Origin of the sequence: Marinimicrobium koreense (assembly GCF_003762925.1) — a bacterium.
Taxonomy (GTDB): Bacteria; Pseudomonadota; Gammaproteobacteria; order Pseudomonadales; family Cellvibrionaceae; genus Marinimicrobium; species Marinimicrobium koreense.
The window spans coordinates 1,308,123-1,323,572 of the sequence record NZ_RJUK01000001.1 but is presented as its reverse complement, the minus strand read 5'-3'; the positions used below and the strand labels follow the sequence as shown (position 1 = coordinate 1,323,572).

The following is a 15,450-nucleotide window of genomic DNA, read 5'->3' as shown; positions in this document are numbered from 1 at the left end:
TCAGAGAGGTGAACTATGAGACTATGGAAGCTGTGCGCCACCGCGCCGCTGTTGGCCGCGCTATCCGCCTGTACCACGACTGGTGAGTCGGTCCCTTCCTTTTATGATGTGCTGGCCGAGACGGCGGGGCAGAATGGCCGTGCCTGTGTCCGCCAGAATGACATCCGGGGCTATGGGGTTCTGGATCACGAGGTGATTTCCATTGACGCGCGGCGCAATTACTACCTGGCGACCGTGTTACCGGGCTGCAACGCCCTGGAGACCTCACCGGCCGCGCTCTTTGAAGAGCGTTTCAGTGAAGTCTGCGGTGGCGGTATGCACAAGGTTTATGTCCGGGACGATCACTGCACGATCCGGCAGATGTATGAGTTCGAGAGTCGGGAGGCGGCATTCGCAGCCCACCGGCGTGCCGTTGAACGTTATAATGCACTGCGCTCTGAGGCGGAATCCGCAGAGGACTGATTCCGGTTAGAGGCGTGTGGCGGCCCCATGGTAAAGTGGGGCCCATTCAACTCCAGGATTCAGTCAGTAGGAAGGGCATGATGCTCAATACAGGACAGCGCTCGGGCACCGGGCGCAAGCCACCGCGGTATGCGGTCATATGGACAACGGTGTTGGGTCTGTGGACCAGTAGCGCCAACGCCATTTCCTTTCTCTCCTTTGATGCGCGTTCACTGTCGATGGCCGGCACTGGCGTGGTGACGGCGCGCTCGCACAATGCGAGTCTGTTCAACCCCGCGTTACTGATCAATCACGATCCCAAGCGCTTGTCACGATTGCACGCCCACACCTACGTCGGGGCGAGACTCCTTGATCGCGACAACTTTCTGCAGACGGCCGATGAGTTCTCCGATCGCTATGAGGGCGTTGACCTCGAGGACGTGATCATGTCGTCGATCGCGCTGGATTCACCGGATTTTGAGTCCGGTGCCGAGCTGCGGGAGGCGACCGCCCGGATTCGGAATGTTCAGCGCGATATCAATCACCTCTCTGATAAACCGCTGCGGGTCAGTGCCTCCTACGGCGCTTCATTTGGTTACCCGGCGGGTCAATGGGCGTTTGGGGGTTATCACCGCCAGTTTCTGGTGATGGGTAGCATGGTCCGGGTGTCCGAACGGGATAATGCGAACATCGAGCGGGTGACCAACACCGTGGATCGTTTTGCCGATCTGCTGGATGAAGTGATGGCCACTGAAGCCATGGTGGAAAACCCCGACGCCCTCACCCTGGAGGAGGTCGTTGCCCAGGTTCGGCGACTCTGGGATGCCGCGCAGGCCTTGAATGAGTATGTGGATTTCGGTGCGCTATACGATGATGCCCTCGCGGATCAAACCAGCGGCAAAGGCGTTCAGGATTACCTGAGAGAGCCGCTGCCTACGGAGTTTTATTCGACCATAGAAAGTCAGGGCGCGGAGGTGACCGAGCAGGCGCTCAGCGTTGCCCGTAGTTTCATGACGGATCGGAGCGATCGGTTTCATTTTGGCGTTACGTTGAAACAGGTGCACTTCACCACGATTCATTTTGAGCAGCCGGTGAACGAGTTCGAGCTCGATGTGTACAGCGAGTCGGTGCACCGGCGCGAACATACCCGCTTTAATATGGATGCCGGGCTGGTGCATGACTTACCCGGCCCTTTTCAATGGGGACTGGTGGTCCGCAATCTGGTGCCGCATGAATTCGAGACGGCGCTGGGCGATCGTATCACCCAGCGTCCGGTCGCGCGGGTGGGGCTCGGCTTTCGAACGGAGCCATTCCGGGTCAGTGTGGATTGGGACCTCACGCGCAATGAACCGTTGGGGTTTGACCCCGACAAGCAGTACCTGAGCGTAGGAACCGAATGGTTTCTGTGGCGCAACACGGCGCTGCGCGCGGGTCTGCGGCACAACGTGGTTGACGATGAGACCTTGCCCTCGGTGGGGCTGGGTTTTGGCGGACGGCGCGCTCACCTGGACATCGGCGCCGCGAAGAGCACCAATGGCGATGAGTGGGGCCTTGCCTTACAGGCGGGGTTGTCGTTCTAAACAATCATCATGGCTCGGCGGATTGCTGTTGCAGTCTCCACAACTGCGCGTAGCGGCCGTCGTGCGCCAGCAATGCCTCATGAGAGCCCTGTTCGACCAACCGGCCCTCGTCCAGAACCAGAATGGTATCGGCGTCGACAATGGTCGACAGCCGGTGGGCGATTACAAGGCTGGTATGCCCGGACGAGACTTCCCGCATGGCGGCCACAATGGCTGCTTCGGCTCGGGAGTCCAGGGCGGAGGTGGCCTCATCGAAAATCAGAATGGGTGCGCCTTTGAGCAACACCCGGGCAATGGCAATGCGCTGCTTCTCGCCACCCGAGACTTTCAGCCCGCGCTCACCCACCAACGTCTGATCGCCCTGGGGTAGGGCGGCAATAAAGTCTTCCAAGTGGGCCATGCGAATGGCTCGATCAATGGCCTCATCGGGCGCGGATGGATTGCCGTAAGCAATGTTCTCCCGGATGCTGGTATTGAACAGCACCGTGTCCTGAGGAACGATGGCAATGGCGCGGCGCAGGCTGTCCAGTGTCACGTCGCGAATGTCCTGACCGTCAATGGTGATGCGGCCATCATCAATGTCATAAAACCGGTACAACAATCGGGCGATGGTGCTTTTGCCGGCGCCCGAGGCCCCGACGATCGCCACCCGGTGCCCGGCCTGCACGGTGAAATCCAGCCCCTTGAGAATCGGCCGGTCGCGGTGGTAGCCAAACGATACGTCGTGAAAGCGGATCTCGCCTTCAGGCACACTCAGCTCGCGGGCATCGGCGGCGTCTTCAATGCGCGGTTCACGCTGCAGTAGGCCCAGCATGTTTTCCAGATCCGTCAGCGCCCGGCGCATTTCCCGATATACAAAGCCCAGAAAGTTCAGCGGTATGAACAACTGAATCATATAGGCGTTCACCATGGCCAGATCACCCAGCGTCATGTTCTTGTCGATGACCGACTGGGTGGCCATGATCATCATCCCGGTAATGGCCGCGGCGATGATCAATGCCTGGCCGGAGTTCAAAGCCAGTAGTGACAGACGATTTTTGAGTTTGGCTTTTTCCCAGGTTTCCAGAAAGGTGTCATAGGTCTGGGCTTCAAAGGCTTCGTTATTGAAGTACTTGACCGTTTCATAGTTGAGCAGGCTGTCCACCGCTCGGGTATTGGTGGAAGAGTCGGCCTGGTTGGCTTCGCGCACAAAGCGGGTGCGCCACTCCGTGGTGATCACGGTAAAGCCGATGTAGATGATCACGGCCACAAGAATGATCAGGGCGTACCAGACGGAGAACGCCAAGGTAAAAATGGCGGCGACCATGACGATTTCAAACAGGGTCGGCACGATATTGAACATGAGAAAGCGCATCAAAAAACTGATGGCGCTGGTGCCGCGCTCGATGTCCCGACTGATGCCACCGGTCTGACGGCTCAGGTGAAAGTTCAGCTCCAGCCGGTGCAGGTGCTCGAACACCCGAAGCCCGATCCGGCGCATGGCCCGTTCGGTGACCCGACTGAAAATAGCGTCCCGCAGCTCCCCGAAAAACACCCCACCAAAGCGCAAAAAACCGTAGAACAGGAGAAAGGCGATGGGCAGTACCAGTTCGGGCTGCAGGCTCCGGTCCACACCATCAATGATATGCTTGAGCGCCCAGGGCATGGCCAGCGTCGCCCCCTTGGCGGCCAGCAGTGCCATAATGGCCAGGATTACCCGCCCTTTGAAGTCCCAGAGGTAGGGCCATAAATAGCCCCATACTTCACGCAGGTTCAAACGGGGTATGCTGGCGTCTCGGGGCGGTGTCGGTCCGTAGGGGCGGCGCATTCGGGAACTCTCTTCGGGTGACCGGATGAGCGCGCATGATGCCAGCTTGAGCGTAAAAAATCTCGTAAGGTTGGACATAAAGACCGGAGGCAGTATGAAACGGTGGCAATGCCTGATTTGTGGTTTCATTTACGATGAACAGGAGGGCTGGCCCGACGATGGCATAGCCCCCGGGACCCGCTGAGCGGATGTGCCGGATGACTGGGAGTGTCCGGACTGCGGTGCGGGCAAACAGGACTTTGAGATGGTGGAGATTGACGAGTGACAGGAGCTGAAACGCGCCGGGAAATACTCAATATTGCGATTCTGGTGGTCAACCAGACGCTGTTTATGGTGGCGGCCATTACCGTGATGACGCTCAGTGGCGTGGTCGGTGGCCGACTGAGCGACACGCCGTCACTGGCGACCCTGCCGATTGCCCTGACCATGGTTGGCGCGGTGGTGTCCACCTTGCCCGCGTCGCTGTTCATGAAACGGGTAGGGCGCCGACCGGGCTTTCTGGTGGGGGCGCTGCTGGGCGGCTTGGCGGGCAGCCTTTTGTCCTTCTGGTCCATTGCGGAGGGCACCTTCATCGGGTTTTGCCTGGGTAACTTGCTGGTGGGGTTGTATCAGGGGTTTGCCATGTACTACCGGTTTGCCGCGGCGGATGTGGCACGTCCGGCGATTCGCAGTCGCGCCATCTCCTGGGTCATGGCCGGGGGTGTGGCGGCGGCCTTTCTCGGCCCGTGGAATGCCAGCGCCAATTATGAGTGGTTGACCTCGGTACCCGATGGTGGCCCCTATTTGGTGATGGCGTTGCTCGCGTTGTTGGCGAGCCTGTTACTGGCCCTATTGCGCGTGCCGCCTCAGGGGGAGCCCCGCTCCGACGATGTGGTGCGGCCCATGAGGGACATTGCCGGGCAGGGTCGCTTTCAGGTGGCCGTGTTGGCCAGTGCGGTTGGCTACGCGATCATGATTCTGGTCATGACCGCGACGCCCTTGGCGATGCTTTCCAAGGGCTTCGGGATGGGGCAGGTGGCCACCATCATGCAGTGGCATGTGCTGGGCATGTTTGTGCCCTCGTTTTTCACCGGTAGCCTGATCGCCCGGTTGGGGCAGTACCGGGTGTTGATGGCGGGTGCTGGAGCGCTGCTGCTGTCGAGCGCAACGGCGGCCTCGGGCGCGAGCTTTGCCCATTTCTGGGTGGCCCTGGTGTTGCTGGGGGTCGGTTGGAACTTTCTGTTTGTCGGCGGCAGCGTGATGTTGGCCGGCACTCACTCCGAGTCCGAGCGGGGCAAGGTTCAGGGTATCAATGACCTGATTGTCCTGTCGTTGGTGGCGATCGGCTCACTGCTGGCGGGTACGCTGTTCCATCTGTGGGGATGGGTAGTGTTGAACCTGACCATGGTGCCTTTGGTTATCGCTGTGGTGGTGGCGCTGTGCGTCTGGCAGATACGATCCACGGCGCCAGCGGTATCCAGCTGAGTTGAGCGGGGCGCGCCACGACACCGCTCCCCGCACCGATCATGGCTGCCATTGAAATTGGCCGCTGGTCAGCTGCTGAACCTCGTCCTGTAATGCCCCCACCTCGGCCTGGGGTACGGCGAGGGTCAGACGCACCTGTTGTTGGTAGTCGACACCAATAACGGCCAGCCCGCGTTGTTGGGCGCAGTGCCGAATCCGCTCCTCCAGAGCGAAGTCCACGGTAATGCTGATCTCGGTGCTCGGGGTGATCTCTCGCCACTGGGCGAGATCCAGCGCCTGGGATACCGCGCCGCCGTAAGCGCGCACCAACCCGCCAGCGCCTAGCTTTACGCCCCCGAAAATGCGCACAATCACCGCCAGGGTATCGCCTGCGCCGCGCTGGGTCAGCACGTGCAACATGGGCTTTCCCGCGGTGCCGGAGGGTTCTCCGTCATCGCTGAACGCCTGACGGCGTGGCTGATCCGCCGGGCCGAGAATATACGCCCAGCAATAGTGGGAGGCGCCGGGTTGGGATTGGCGCAAGGCCTCGACATGAGCCAATGCCGGTTCGCGCTCCTGAACCGGAAACAGGTAGGTGTGGAACAGGCTGCGCTTTTCTTCCAGGGTGTGCTGACAGGGTTCGGCCAGCACACGGTAGGGGGCTTGTGGGGGAGGGGTATCGTTCATGGCGCCATTAAACCACAAATGGCGCCTGCTCTGGTGGCCGGCAGTGCCGCAGTCAGAGCACAGACAGGGGCATGTTCAGCGTGCGGTTACTGCTGACTTTGCGCTGGATACGTTGTTCGTCGGTTTCCGCCTCTTGCGCCGCAATCTGGCGCTGTTCCTGCTGTTGGTGCCAGGCGATGATGCTGTAGAAGTTGCGGATGTTGCGCACGTAGGTCACCGGCTCCCAGCCGCGGGCGTAACCGTGCCGGGTGTACTTGTAGTAGGAGCGCTTGGCGAGCAGCGGCAGGTGTTCGCGCACATCCACCCAGCGGTCCGGGTCGCCCCCCAATGCCTGGGTGATCTTGCGGGCGTCTTCCAGGTGGCCCATGCCCACATTGTAGGCCGCCAGTGCCAGCCAGGTGCGATCCTCACCCTGAATGCGCTCGGGCAGGCGGTCGTAAAGGTTACGGAAGTACTTGGCTCCCCCGTGAATGCTCTGCTTGGGGTCGATCCGGTTCTCAATGCCCATATCGCTGGCGGCGGCCAGGGTCAGCATCATCAGGCCGCGCACCCCGGTGCGGGAGCGGGCGTTGGGGTTCCAGTGGCTTTCCTGATAGCTGATGGCGGCCAGGAGTTGCCAGTCCAGGTCAAACTCGTCGGCGGCTTCCTGCAGCAAGGTCTGCCACTGTGGCAGGCGCTTTTCCAGTCGATAGGAGAACAGCAGGGCGCCACCGGTGGTGACCTCGTCGATATGGTCGTAGAACCGCTCGCTGATGGCCGCGAGTGTGCCATCCTGTTTGATGCGGTTCAGGTAATCCTCGGCCGCTCGGTACAGGCTCTCGTCCCGGCTGCGGGGAAACGCCCAGGCCAGCTCTTGAGGTGCGCCCAGATCAAAGGCGGCGCGGGCCCGGGGAAAGGTGTGCCGGTTAAGGTCGTAGGCGTTGGAGTCGACCACGGCATAGTCCACTTCACCGCTGTGTACCTTTTCCAGCAGGTCGATCATTTCTACCGAAGAGGACTCGCGCCAGGTCAGGGCCGGGTAGTGGGTCTTGATGGCCTCCAGACGTTCGGCGTGGGAGGAGTTGGCAATAACCAGAATGTCTTTGCCGATCAGGTCCTCGACCGAACGGGGCGCCGGCGTTCGGCTGTTATACAGCACCTGCTGACGGATGGTCATATAAGGTTGGTTGAAGCGCACGCGCTGCCGGCGACGCTCGGTAATGCTCAGTCCGGCGGCGGCAAAGTGGGTCTGGCCCCTGCCGACCTTGTTGAGCATGGTGTCAAGGCTCTCTTCATCCTCAATCACCAGGCGCACGCCCAGTTCATTGGCGAACTGTTGCAGTAGCAGGTATTCAAAACCGGTCTGGCCGTGGGGGCCTTCATAATAGGTGGTGGGGCCATTGCGGGAAATCACGCGCAATTCGCCCAAGGCATAGACACGCTCAAGCGTGGTAGGCAGTTTACTGCCGACCAGAAGCAGGCTGACGCTGATGACCGTCAGGCTGAAAAGATGTTTGGCGGCCGCCTGGATAAGGCGGGGGGTTTTGCGGACTTCCATTTACGGCTTCTCCTCTCCGATGTTGTCGGATGTGGCGCCAGATCCCATCTGGCCCGTGCAAAATTTGCGCAATTCTAAAGCTTGTGGCTGTGAACTGCTAGCTTGTTTTCTGATCAAAAATGGGTTAAACGGCATGGCGTTTGTTCAAATTTTAGTCGATCAGGCGGGCTGTGTCGACTTGGGCGCCAGATTCCCGACGAACGGTTCCCTCGGGCTTGTGAGGCTGGCGCCCGGTAAGAGCTGCCATTGGCGGACATTTCAAGTACAATTGCGCCCTCTTCAAAACCCTCCGAACCTCTGAGGTCCTGATCGACATGCTGATTTTGCGCGGCGCCCCCGCACTTTCCTCTTTCCGCTCCGAAAAACTCCTGGCCGGCCTGCAGGCCCGGGTTCCCGCCATTACTGGCCTGAGCGCCGAATATGTGCATTTTGCCGACCTGGACAGTCCCCTGTCGGACGACCAGCAACAGACGTTGGCCCAACTGCTGACCTACGGCCCCAAGCCGGAAACCGAAGCGGGTCATGACGGCCAACTGTTCCTGGTGGTGCCCCGTCCGGGCACCATTTCGCCTTGGGCGTCGAAGGCGACGGATATCGCCCGCAACTGCGGTCTGACTCAGATTCGCCGGCTGGAGCGCGGCACAGCGTTCTACGTAAACGGTGAATTTGGCGACACGGATCACTCGGCCATCGCCGAGTTGCTGCACGATCGTATGGTGGAAACCGTGATGTCGGAGTTGGAGCAGGCCAGCCGTCTGTTCCAGAAGCAGGCGCCGGCGCCGCAAACCAGCGTGGACATCCTGTCCGGTGGCCGCGAGGCTCTGGTGGTGGCCAACCGGGAGCTGGGCCTGGCCCTGGCGGACGATGAAATCGACTACCTGGTGGAGAGCTTTCAGGGACTGGGCCGCAATCCGGTCGATGTCGAGCTGATGATGTTTGCCCAGGCGAACTCCGAGCACTGCCGCCACAAGATTTTCAATGCGTCCTGGACCCTGGACGGTGAAGATCAGCCGCGCAGCCTGTTCAAGATGATCAAGAACACCCACGAGCAGGGCGGCGAGCAGGTGCTGTCCGCCTACGCGGATAACGCCGCCGTGGTCGAAGGGCCGGAAGCGGGGCGATTTTATCCAGACCCGGACTCCCAGACCTACAGCTTCCATCAAGAGCCGATCAACCTGTTGATGAAGGTGGAAACCCACAACCACCCCACGGCCATTGCGCCTTTCCCGGGCGCGGGTACCGGTGCCGGTGGTGAGATTCGGGATGAGGGCGCCGTGGGCCGGGGCTCCAAGCCCAAGGTGGGCCTGAACGGCTTTACCGTTTCCAACCTGCAGATTCCCGATTTTGAGCAGCCTTGGGAGCAGAGCTACGGTCGCCCCGGCCGTATCGCCAGCCCTCTGAATATCATGCTGGAGGGGCCGATTGGTGGGGCTGCGTTCAACAACGAATTTGGCCGCCCCAACATCAATGGTTACTTCCGGACCTTCGAGGACGACTTTGACGGCGAGCGTCGCGGCTACCACAAGCCGATCATGCTGGCCGGCGGCTACGGCAACATCAAAACCGAACACGTCGACAAACCGCCGTTTAATGCCGGCGCCAAATTGGTGGTGCTCGGTGGCCCGGCCATGCTGATCGGCCTGGGTGGTGGTGCTGCTTCCTCTATGGACTCGGGTAGCTCCACCGAGGATCTGGACTTCGCTTCGGTGCAGCGTCAGAACCCGGAAATCGAGCGTCGCTGTCAGGAAGTGATCGACCGCTGCTGGCAGCAGGGCGGTCAGAACCCCATCGCCTTTATTCACGACGTGGGGGCGGGTGGCCTGTCCAACGCCTTCCCCGAGCTGGTGAAAGACGGTGGCTGCGGCGGCGCTTTCGAGTTGCGCAATGTGCCCAACGACGAGCCGGGCATGAGCCCGCTGGCGATCTGGTGTAATGAATCCCAGGAGCGCTACGTACTCGCCATTCAGCCCGAAGACCTGGAGCGCTTTGAAGCCATCTGCCAGCGCGAGCGTTGCCCCTACGCTGTGGTGGGTGAGGCAACCAGCGAGAAGCACCTCTTGGTGAACGACAAACACTTCGATGCCAAGCCGGTCGATTTGCCCATGTCCGTGCTGTTTGGCAAACCGCCCAAGATGCACCGCAGCGCCGAGCGCTATCAGGCGGCCACCCAGAGCTTCGGCACGGCCGAGCTGGACCTCAATGAGGCGGCCGAGCGGGTGCTCAAGCATCCGGCAGTGGCCAGCAAGAACTTCCTGATCACCATTGGTGATCGCTCGGTTACCGGCATGGTCGCTCGCGACCAGATGGTAGGCCCCTGGCAGGTGCCGGTGGCGGACTGCGCCGTGACCACGGTCAGTTACGACAGCTACCGGGGCGAAGCCATGAGCATGGGCGAGCGCACGCCAGTGGCGCTGCTGGATGCGCCGGCCTCGGGTCGGCTGGCCATTGTCGAAGCCATCACCAACATTGCCGCGACCCGCATCGAGAAGCTCTCGGACATCAAGCTGTCCGCCAACTGGATGTGCGCGGCGGGCCATAAGGGCGAAGACGAAAAACTCTACCGCACCGTCGAGGCGGTGGGTATGGAGTTGTGTCCGGCCTTGGGTATCACCATTCCGGTGGGTAAAGACTCCATGTCCATGCGCACCGCCTGGCAGGATGAAGGGCAGGAGAAAGCCGTGACCGCGCCGCTGTCGCTGGTGATTTCAGCGTTCTCGCCCGTGCTGGATGTCCGTCAGACGGTCACCCCGCAATTGCGCCTGGATAAGGGCGATACCGACCTGATTCTGGTGGATCTGGGGAACGGCAAGAATCGCCTCGGCGGTTCCATTCTGGCGCAGGTCTATAACCAGATGGGTGAGCAGTCCCCGGACCTCGACAGCGCCGAACAACTGAAAGGTTTTTTCAACGCGGTTCAGGCGAGTCTGGCCGAAGAGCAGCTGTTGGCTTATCACGACCGCAGTGACGGTGGTCTGTTCGCGACCCTGGTGGAGATGGCCTTTGCCGGCCACTGCGGCCTGGATGCGGACCTGACCGGGCTGGGTGACGACGCTCTGGCGGCGCTGTTCAGTGAGGAGCCGGGTGCGGTATTGCAGGTCCGGCGTGAACACCGCGATGCTGTGCTGGCCCGCTTTGAGCAGGCCGGGGTACCCGCCAGCGTTATCGGCCAGCCCAATGATGAGGATTGGGTGCACCTCAAAGCCGACGGCGAGCTGATCTTTGATCAGTCCCGGGCCATTCTGCAAACCCTCTGGGCGGAAACCAGTTACCGCATGCAAGCCCTGCGGGATAACCCCGAGTGCGCCCGCCAGGAGTTTGAACAACTGCTGAGCGATGATCCGGGCCTGAGCGCCGAGCTGACTTTTGATCCCGCCGAGGATGTTGCCGCACCCTATATTCAGACCGGTGCCCGCCCGGCGATTGCCGTGCTGCGCGAGCAGGGCGTCAACGGTCAGGTGGAAATGGCGGCCGCGTTTGATCGCGCCGGCTTCCAGGCGGTAGATGTGCACATGAGCGACATTCTCTCCGGCCGTCGTTCGCTGGAGGAGTTCAAAGGGCTGGTGGCTTGTGGTGGTTTCTCCTACGGTGATGTGCTGGGTGCCGGTGAGGGCTGGGCCAAAACCATCCTGTTCAACCCGCGCGCCCGGGATCAATTTGCCGCCTTCTTTGATCGGGCGGATACGTTCAGTCTCGGGGTGTGCAACGGCTGTCAGATGATGTCCAATCTCAAATCCCTGATACCGGGCACCGAGCACTGGCCGCACTTTGTGCGCAACCGCTCTGAACAGTTCGAGGCCCGTGTCAGCCTGGTCCGTATCGACGATTCACCGTCGGTATTGCTCAAGGGTATGGCCGGCTCTCACCTGCCGGTGGCGGTGGCCCACGGCGAAGGTCGGGCGGAATTTTCTGCCGATCAGTTGTCACAGTGTGACACCAGCGGCCTGGTATCCCTGCGGTATCTCGACAATCACCTGGCGGTGACCGAGCGCTACCCGGCCAACCCGAATGGATCGCCGAAAGGCATCACCGGGGTGACCAGTCGCGATGGTCGGGTCACTATCATGATGCCGCACCCGGAGCGGGTTTACCGCTCCGTGACCAATTCCTGGCACCCGGACAGTTGGGGCGATGATGGCCCCTGGTTGCGTATGTTCCGCAATGCCCGGGTCTTTGTAGACTGATCAGAAGAGGGGAGTTATGCAGCGTCGTCTTTCCGGTGGTCCCCAATGGCTGGGCTTGCTGGCGATAAGCCTGCTGGTGGCGGGCTGTGCCAGTACACCGGAATCTGATGAGCGTGAACGCGCTGAGTCGGCACGTGAGGCCGACGCCCTGGTGGCCACTCTGGACGACCCCGCACTAGATGGTGTGTTTGTGGTGCCGGGGGTGGATTTCAGCGGCTATAACTCCCTGCGGGTGCCGGCGCTGAACCTGGATCAGTGGCGCCCGGCCGGCCGGGAGCTACCCCTCAAAGACCTGAACAGCAACGACCGCCAGTTTTTCCGTCAGACCTATACCGAGACCTTGGTGCATACCCTGGTGATGCGCGGCGACTATGCGTTGGCCATTGACCCCGGGCCGAGTGTGCTGGAGGTGCAAGGGCAGCTGCGTCAGGCCATTCAGGCGCCGGAAGAGGGCGCCAATGCGCCGCGGGGCACCATCGTGATGTTGCTGACATTGGATCTGTACGACAGTGTGTCCGGCGATCTGGTGGCAACCATGACCAGTCGGCAACCGATTGATCGCTCGTTGAACGAGCGCAACAGTCCATTGACCGCCATGCAGGTGCAAAGGGCGTTTCTCGAATGGATGGCGTGGTTTCGGGAAGAATTGGACGCGTTGCGTCAGTAGGGATTGTTACGGCGGATGCGCTTCGCTCCGATGCGTCGGACCGATCCGCCCCACGCGAACTCCGTGCGTTTGCGAGGCGTAGGATCGGTTACGTTAGCAGAGTAGGTTGCGTAGGGCGGATAAGCGCCGCCAGGCGCGCATCCGCCGTAACTAAGCTGTGGCCTTAAACTTTACTCGTGGTTAATCACCATCACATCGTCATCCAGCCCCGCAATCAGGCGCTCGGCGGTGTTACCGCGACGTGAGGTGGTCATACCGTTCTGCCCCAGGGTACCCATCACCACCAGGTCGGCATTGATCTCATCCGCCACTTGGGCAACCACTTCCGAGGTATAGCCATTGTTCACGTGAATGCGATCCTGCTCCAGACCGGTTTCACGCACCAGGCGACCGCGGTCCGGGTAATTCATGGAATCCAGGTAGGCATTCACAACGTGCAGCTCGGCATTGTACAGCTGGGCGTAATGACGGGCTTGTTCCAGGATGATTTTGTTCAGCTCGCGCTGTACATCACGCTGCGCCTGGAAGTTGACCGCGGCCAGAATGACCTTGCGGGCTTCTTTGGCACCCGGACGGATCAGGACCACAGGGCAGGGCGCGCCTTTGAGCAGTTCCCATTTGGATTCGGTAAAGGTGAAGCGGGTGTAGTTCACCTTGGCGTGTACCGGCAGGTAAATCAGGTCAGCGCTAAAGCGCTTGGCGGACTGCATGATGGACGCCTGCCACTCGCTGGACCAGGACACTTCGATCAGGTACTCAATGCCGGCATCTTCCAGAGGCTTTTTGATCATGGCATCGAACCAGCGCTGGTCGCGGAACAGTTTGTCGTTACTGGCCCGGGTATCCACCGCGTCACCGTCAACGGCGACGAACACATAGACGTAGGGTTTAACATCAAGCAGCTTGGCGGTTACCGCCACGCGCTCCAGGGCGATGTGCTGCTCGTCGTTGGGATCGACAACGACAAAAATTTTCTGTTGAGGGGTCGTCATAGTGGCTCCTGCTGTGGTTCGAATTCGATACCTTGATTGTTTTTAGTGTTAAACGCTAAGCATAGCAATCGGAGAAACGTTTTTACAGAGATAATTTTTCCCCCGGGGTCATGGGGTTAGCGACGAATTTGGATTACTATGGGGGTAAAAGTTCCCCACTATGACAGGAGATGAGCATCATGCCGAATGACAAGCAGTGGCAGAGACGGTCGGATGAATGGGTCAAGGCGAGCCATGAGTCCCGCAAGCGCAAGGAAGAGGAGCGCCGCCAGCGCAATAGTGGCTACCCCAAGCGTTCAGCACAGCAGAAGTAAGCGGCCGGAAGGCCGCCTATACTGATTCAGAATCCTCGGTCTCGCCCGGCATGGGCGGGGTCCAGCCCCCCAAGTGCTTCCACTGGTTGACGATATAGCAGAACAGCTCGGCGGTCTTTTCGGCGTCGTAACCGGCGCTGTGCGCTGCGCTGTTGCTGAACTCTATGCCGGCTACCCGGCAGGCCTTGGCGAGCACGGTCTGTCCACAGGCCAATCCGGCCAGGGTCGCGGTATCAAAGCAGGAAAACGGATGGAAGGGGTTGCGCTTGATGTTGCAGCGCGCCACGGCGGCGTTGACAAACCCCAGGTCGAAATGGGCGTTATGCGCCACCATCACCGCCCGAGTGCAGCCATGGGCACGCACGGCGCGGCGTATCGCCTTCATCAGGTCCGGCATCACCATGGATTCCGGTTCGGCGGGCCGGTCCGGGCTCTCCAGATCGATACCGGTGAAATCCAGGGCCGATTGCTCGATATTCGCGCCTTCAAAGGGGTCGACATGGAAGTCGAAGGTCTCGTCCGGGCGCAGGGTGCCGTCATCGTCCATGGTCAGGGTGACGGCGGCAATTTCCAGCAGAGCGTCGGTGGCGGCGTTGAACCCCCCTGTCTCGACGTCAATAACCACGGGCAGGTAGCCGCGAAAGCGGCTGGCCATGGGCGAATTCGGGTCTTTGGCGGCTTCCGGTTGATTCACGCCGCCCCCTCTGCCCGAGGAGTTTCAAGTTTCCAGCGCAGCGTTTCCTGAGCGCCCAAAGGGACTACCTCGGTGTCCGCCATGGGCAGTGCCTGTGGCAGCTGCCACTCCGTTCGGGTAAGAGTGACGGTGTCGGTATTCCGGGGCAGACCGTAGAAATCCGGCCCGAAATGGCTGGCAAATGCTTCGAGTCTGTCCAGCGCTCCAGCGTCTTCAAATACCTCGGCGTAGAGCTCAATCGCCGAGTAGGCGGTGTAGCAGCCCGCACAGCCGCAGCTGGCTTCCTTGCGGCCCTTGGCGTGAGGTGCCGAGTCGGTGCCCAGAAAGAATTTGGGACTGCCGCTGGTGGCCGCTTCAATCAGCGCCTGTTGGTGGCGGTTGCGCTTGAGAATCGGCAGGCAGTAATAATGTGGACGGATGCCGCCCACCAACATGTGATTGCGGTTGTAGCGCAGGTGGTGGGCGGTAATCGTGGCGGCGACGCGATCGCCGGCCTGGCGGACAAAATCGACCGAGTCGGCGGTGGTGATGTGCTCCAGCACCGTGTGCAGCGCCGGAAAGTCCGCCACCAGGCGGCTGAAGGTGCGCTCCAGAAAGATCCGCTCACGATCAAAAATATCGATGTCGGAGTCGGTCACTTCACCGTGCAACAGAAACCGCAGCCCCTCTTTTTCCATGGTCTCCAGGACCGGGTAGAGCCCGTCGATGTTGGTCACGCCGGAATCCGAGTTGGTGGTGGCGCCCGCCGGGTAGAGCTTGCACGCGACCACGCCGGCGGCCTTGGCGGCGCGAATGTCTTCCGGTGTGGTGTTGTCGGTCAAGTACAGCACCATCAGGGGCTCGAAGGTACTGCCGGCCGGTCGCGCGGCCAGGATGCGATCCCGATACGCCACGGCGGCTTCGGCCGTGGTGACCGGCGGCACCAGATTGGGCATGACAATGGCGCGCTGGAACTGCGCCGCCGCATCACCCACGGTTCGCGGCAGGGCATCGCCGTCGCGCAAGTGGATGTGCCAGTCATCGGGGCGGGTAAGGGTCAGTTGCTGAGTCATGGACACCGTCGTTGGGCTGGAATCGGGCTAAAGAGCGGGCATGCTACCAAAATTG

At 60.9% G+C, this 15,450-nt stretch carries 12 protein-coding genes and 1 pseudogene; 7 read left to right on the top strand and 6 right to left on the bottom strand.

Annotated elements, in window-relative coordinates:
• Window positions 1–15 precede the first annotated feature (15 nt).
• Both EDC38_RS05675 and traF read left to right on the top strand, forming a co-directional pair.
• On the top strand, window positions 16–462 hold the full coding sequence (locus EDC38_RS05675; protein ID WP_123637667.1) for a DUF6491 family protein: 447 nt from the start codon (window positions 16–18) through the stop codon (window positions 460–462).
• 77 nt (window positions 463–539) lie between these two features.
• Window positions 540–2,021, top strand: a complete 1,482-nt coding sequence (gene traF, locus EDC38_RS05670) for a conjugal transfer protein TraF (RefSeq protein ID WP_123637666.1) — start codon at window positions 540–542, stop codon at window positions 2,019–2,021.
• A 7-nt stretch (window positions 2,022–2,028) separates the two neighbouring features.
• On the opposite strand, the gene EDC38_RS05665 is transcribed toward traF, so the two are convergent.
• A complete protein-coding gene (locus EDC38_RS05665; protein ID WP_123637665.1) occupies window positions 2,029–3,828 on the bottom strand; it encodes an ABCB family ABC transporter ATP-binding protein/permease in 1,800 nt (599 codons plus the stop codon).
• 94 nt (window positions 3,829–3,922) lie between these two features.
• Between EDC38_RS05665 and EDC38_RS05660 the strand changes: the two are divergent.
• Together EDC38_RS05660 and EDC38_RS05655 are read left to right on the top strand one after the other, a co-directional pair.
• A pseudogene (locus EDC38_RS05660) lies at window positions 3,923–4,081 on the top strand (rubredoxin); the annotation flags it as partial.
• A gap of 8 nt (window positions 4,082–4,089) precedes the next feature.
• Window positions 4,090–5,292 (top strand): MFS transporter, encoded by a 1,203-nt coding sequence (locus tag EDC38_RS05655; RefSeq protein ID WP_123637664.1) that lies wholly within the window; start codon window positions 4,090–4,092, stop codon window positions 5,290–5,292.
• Between the two features lie 39 nt (window positions 5,293–5,331).
• On the opposite strand, the gene EDC38_RS05650 is transcribed toward EDC38_RS05655, so the two are convergent.
• Window positions 5,332–5,958, bottom strand: a complete 627-nt coding sequence (locus tag EDC38_RS05650) for an IMPACT family protein (RefSeq protein WP_123637663.1) — start codon at window positions 5,956–5,958, stop codon at window positions 5,332–5,334.
• Between the two features lie 52 nt (window positions 5,959–6,010).
• The gene (mltF, locus tag EDC38_RS05645; protein ID WP_123637662.1) at window positions 6,011–7,495 is read right to left on the bottom strand and encodes a membrane-bound lytic murein transglycosylase MltF; all 1,485 of its coding nucleotides are present in this window, start codon (window positions 7,493–7,495) and stop codon (window positions 6,011–6,013) included.
• Between the two features lie 314 nt (window positions 7,496–7,809).
• Between mltF and purL the strand changes: the two genes are divergently transcribed.
• Together purL and EDC38_RS05635 are read left to right on the top strand one after the other, a co-directional pair.
• Complete coding sequence (purL, locus tag EDC38_RS05640; protein ID WP_123637661.1) at window positions 7,810–11,676, top strand: phosphoribosylformylglycinamidine synthase; 3,867 nt, start codon at window positions 7,810–7,812, stop codon at window positions 11,674–11,676.
• A gap of 16 nt (window positions 11,677–11,692) precedes the next feature.
• Complete coding sequence (locus EDC38_RS05635) at window positions 11,693–12,343, top strand: DUF3313 domain-containing protein (protein WP_123637660.1); 651 nt, start codon at window positions 11,693–11,695, stop codon at window positions 12,341–12,343.
• 170 nt (window positions 12,344–12,513) lie between these two features.
• Here EDC38_RS05635 and EDC38_RS05630 read toward each other — a convergent pair whose 3' ends face one another.
• On the bottom strand, window positions 12,514–13,335 hold the full coding sequence (locus EDC38_RS05630) for a universal stress protein (RefSeq protein WP_123637659.1): 822 nt from the start codon (window positions 13,333–13,335) through the stop codon (window positions 12,514–12,516).
• 179 nt (window positions 13,336–13,514) lie between these two features.
• Here EDC38_RS05630 and EDC38_RS16645 point away from each other — a divergent pair, with 179 nt between their 5' ends.
• Window positions 13,515–13,649 (top strand): hypothetical protein, encoded by a 135-nt coding sequence (locus EDC38_RS16645; RefSeq protein ID WP_281273507.1) that lies wholly within the window; start codon window positions 13,515–13,517, stop codon window positions 13,647–13,649.
• 16 nt (window positions 13,650–13,665) lie between these two features.
• On the opposite strand, the gene rnt is transcribed toward EDC38_RS16645, so the two are convergent.
• Complete coding sequence (gene rnt, locus EDC38_RS05625; RefSeq protein ID WP_123638867.1) at window positions 13,666–14,304, bottom strand: ribonuclease T; 639 nt, start codon at window positions 14,302–14,304, stop codon at window positions 13,666–13,668.
• A 35-nt stretch (window positions 14,305–14,339) separates the two neighbouring features.
• Window positions 14,340–15,395, bottom strand: a complete 1,056-nt coding sequence (pyrC, locus tag EDC38_RS05620) for a dihydroorotase (protein ID WP_123637658.1) — start codon at window positions 15,393–15,395, stop codon at window positions 14,340–14,342.
• Window positions 15,396–15,450 lie beyond the last annotated feature (55 nt).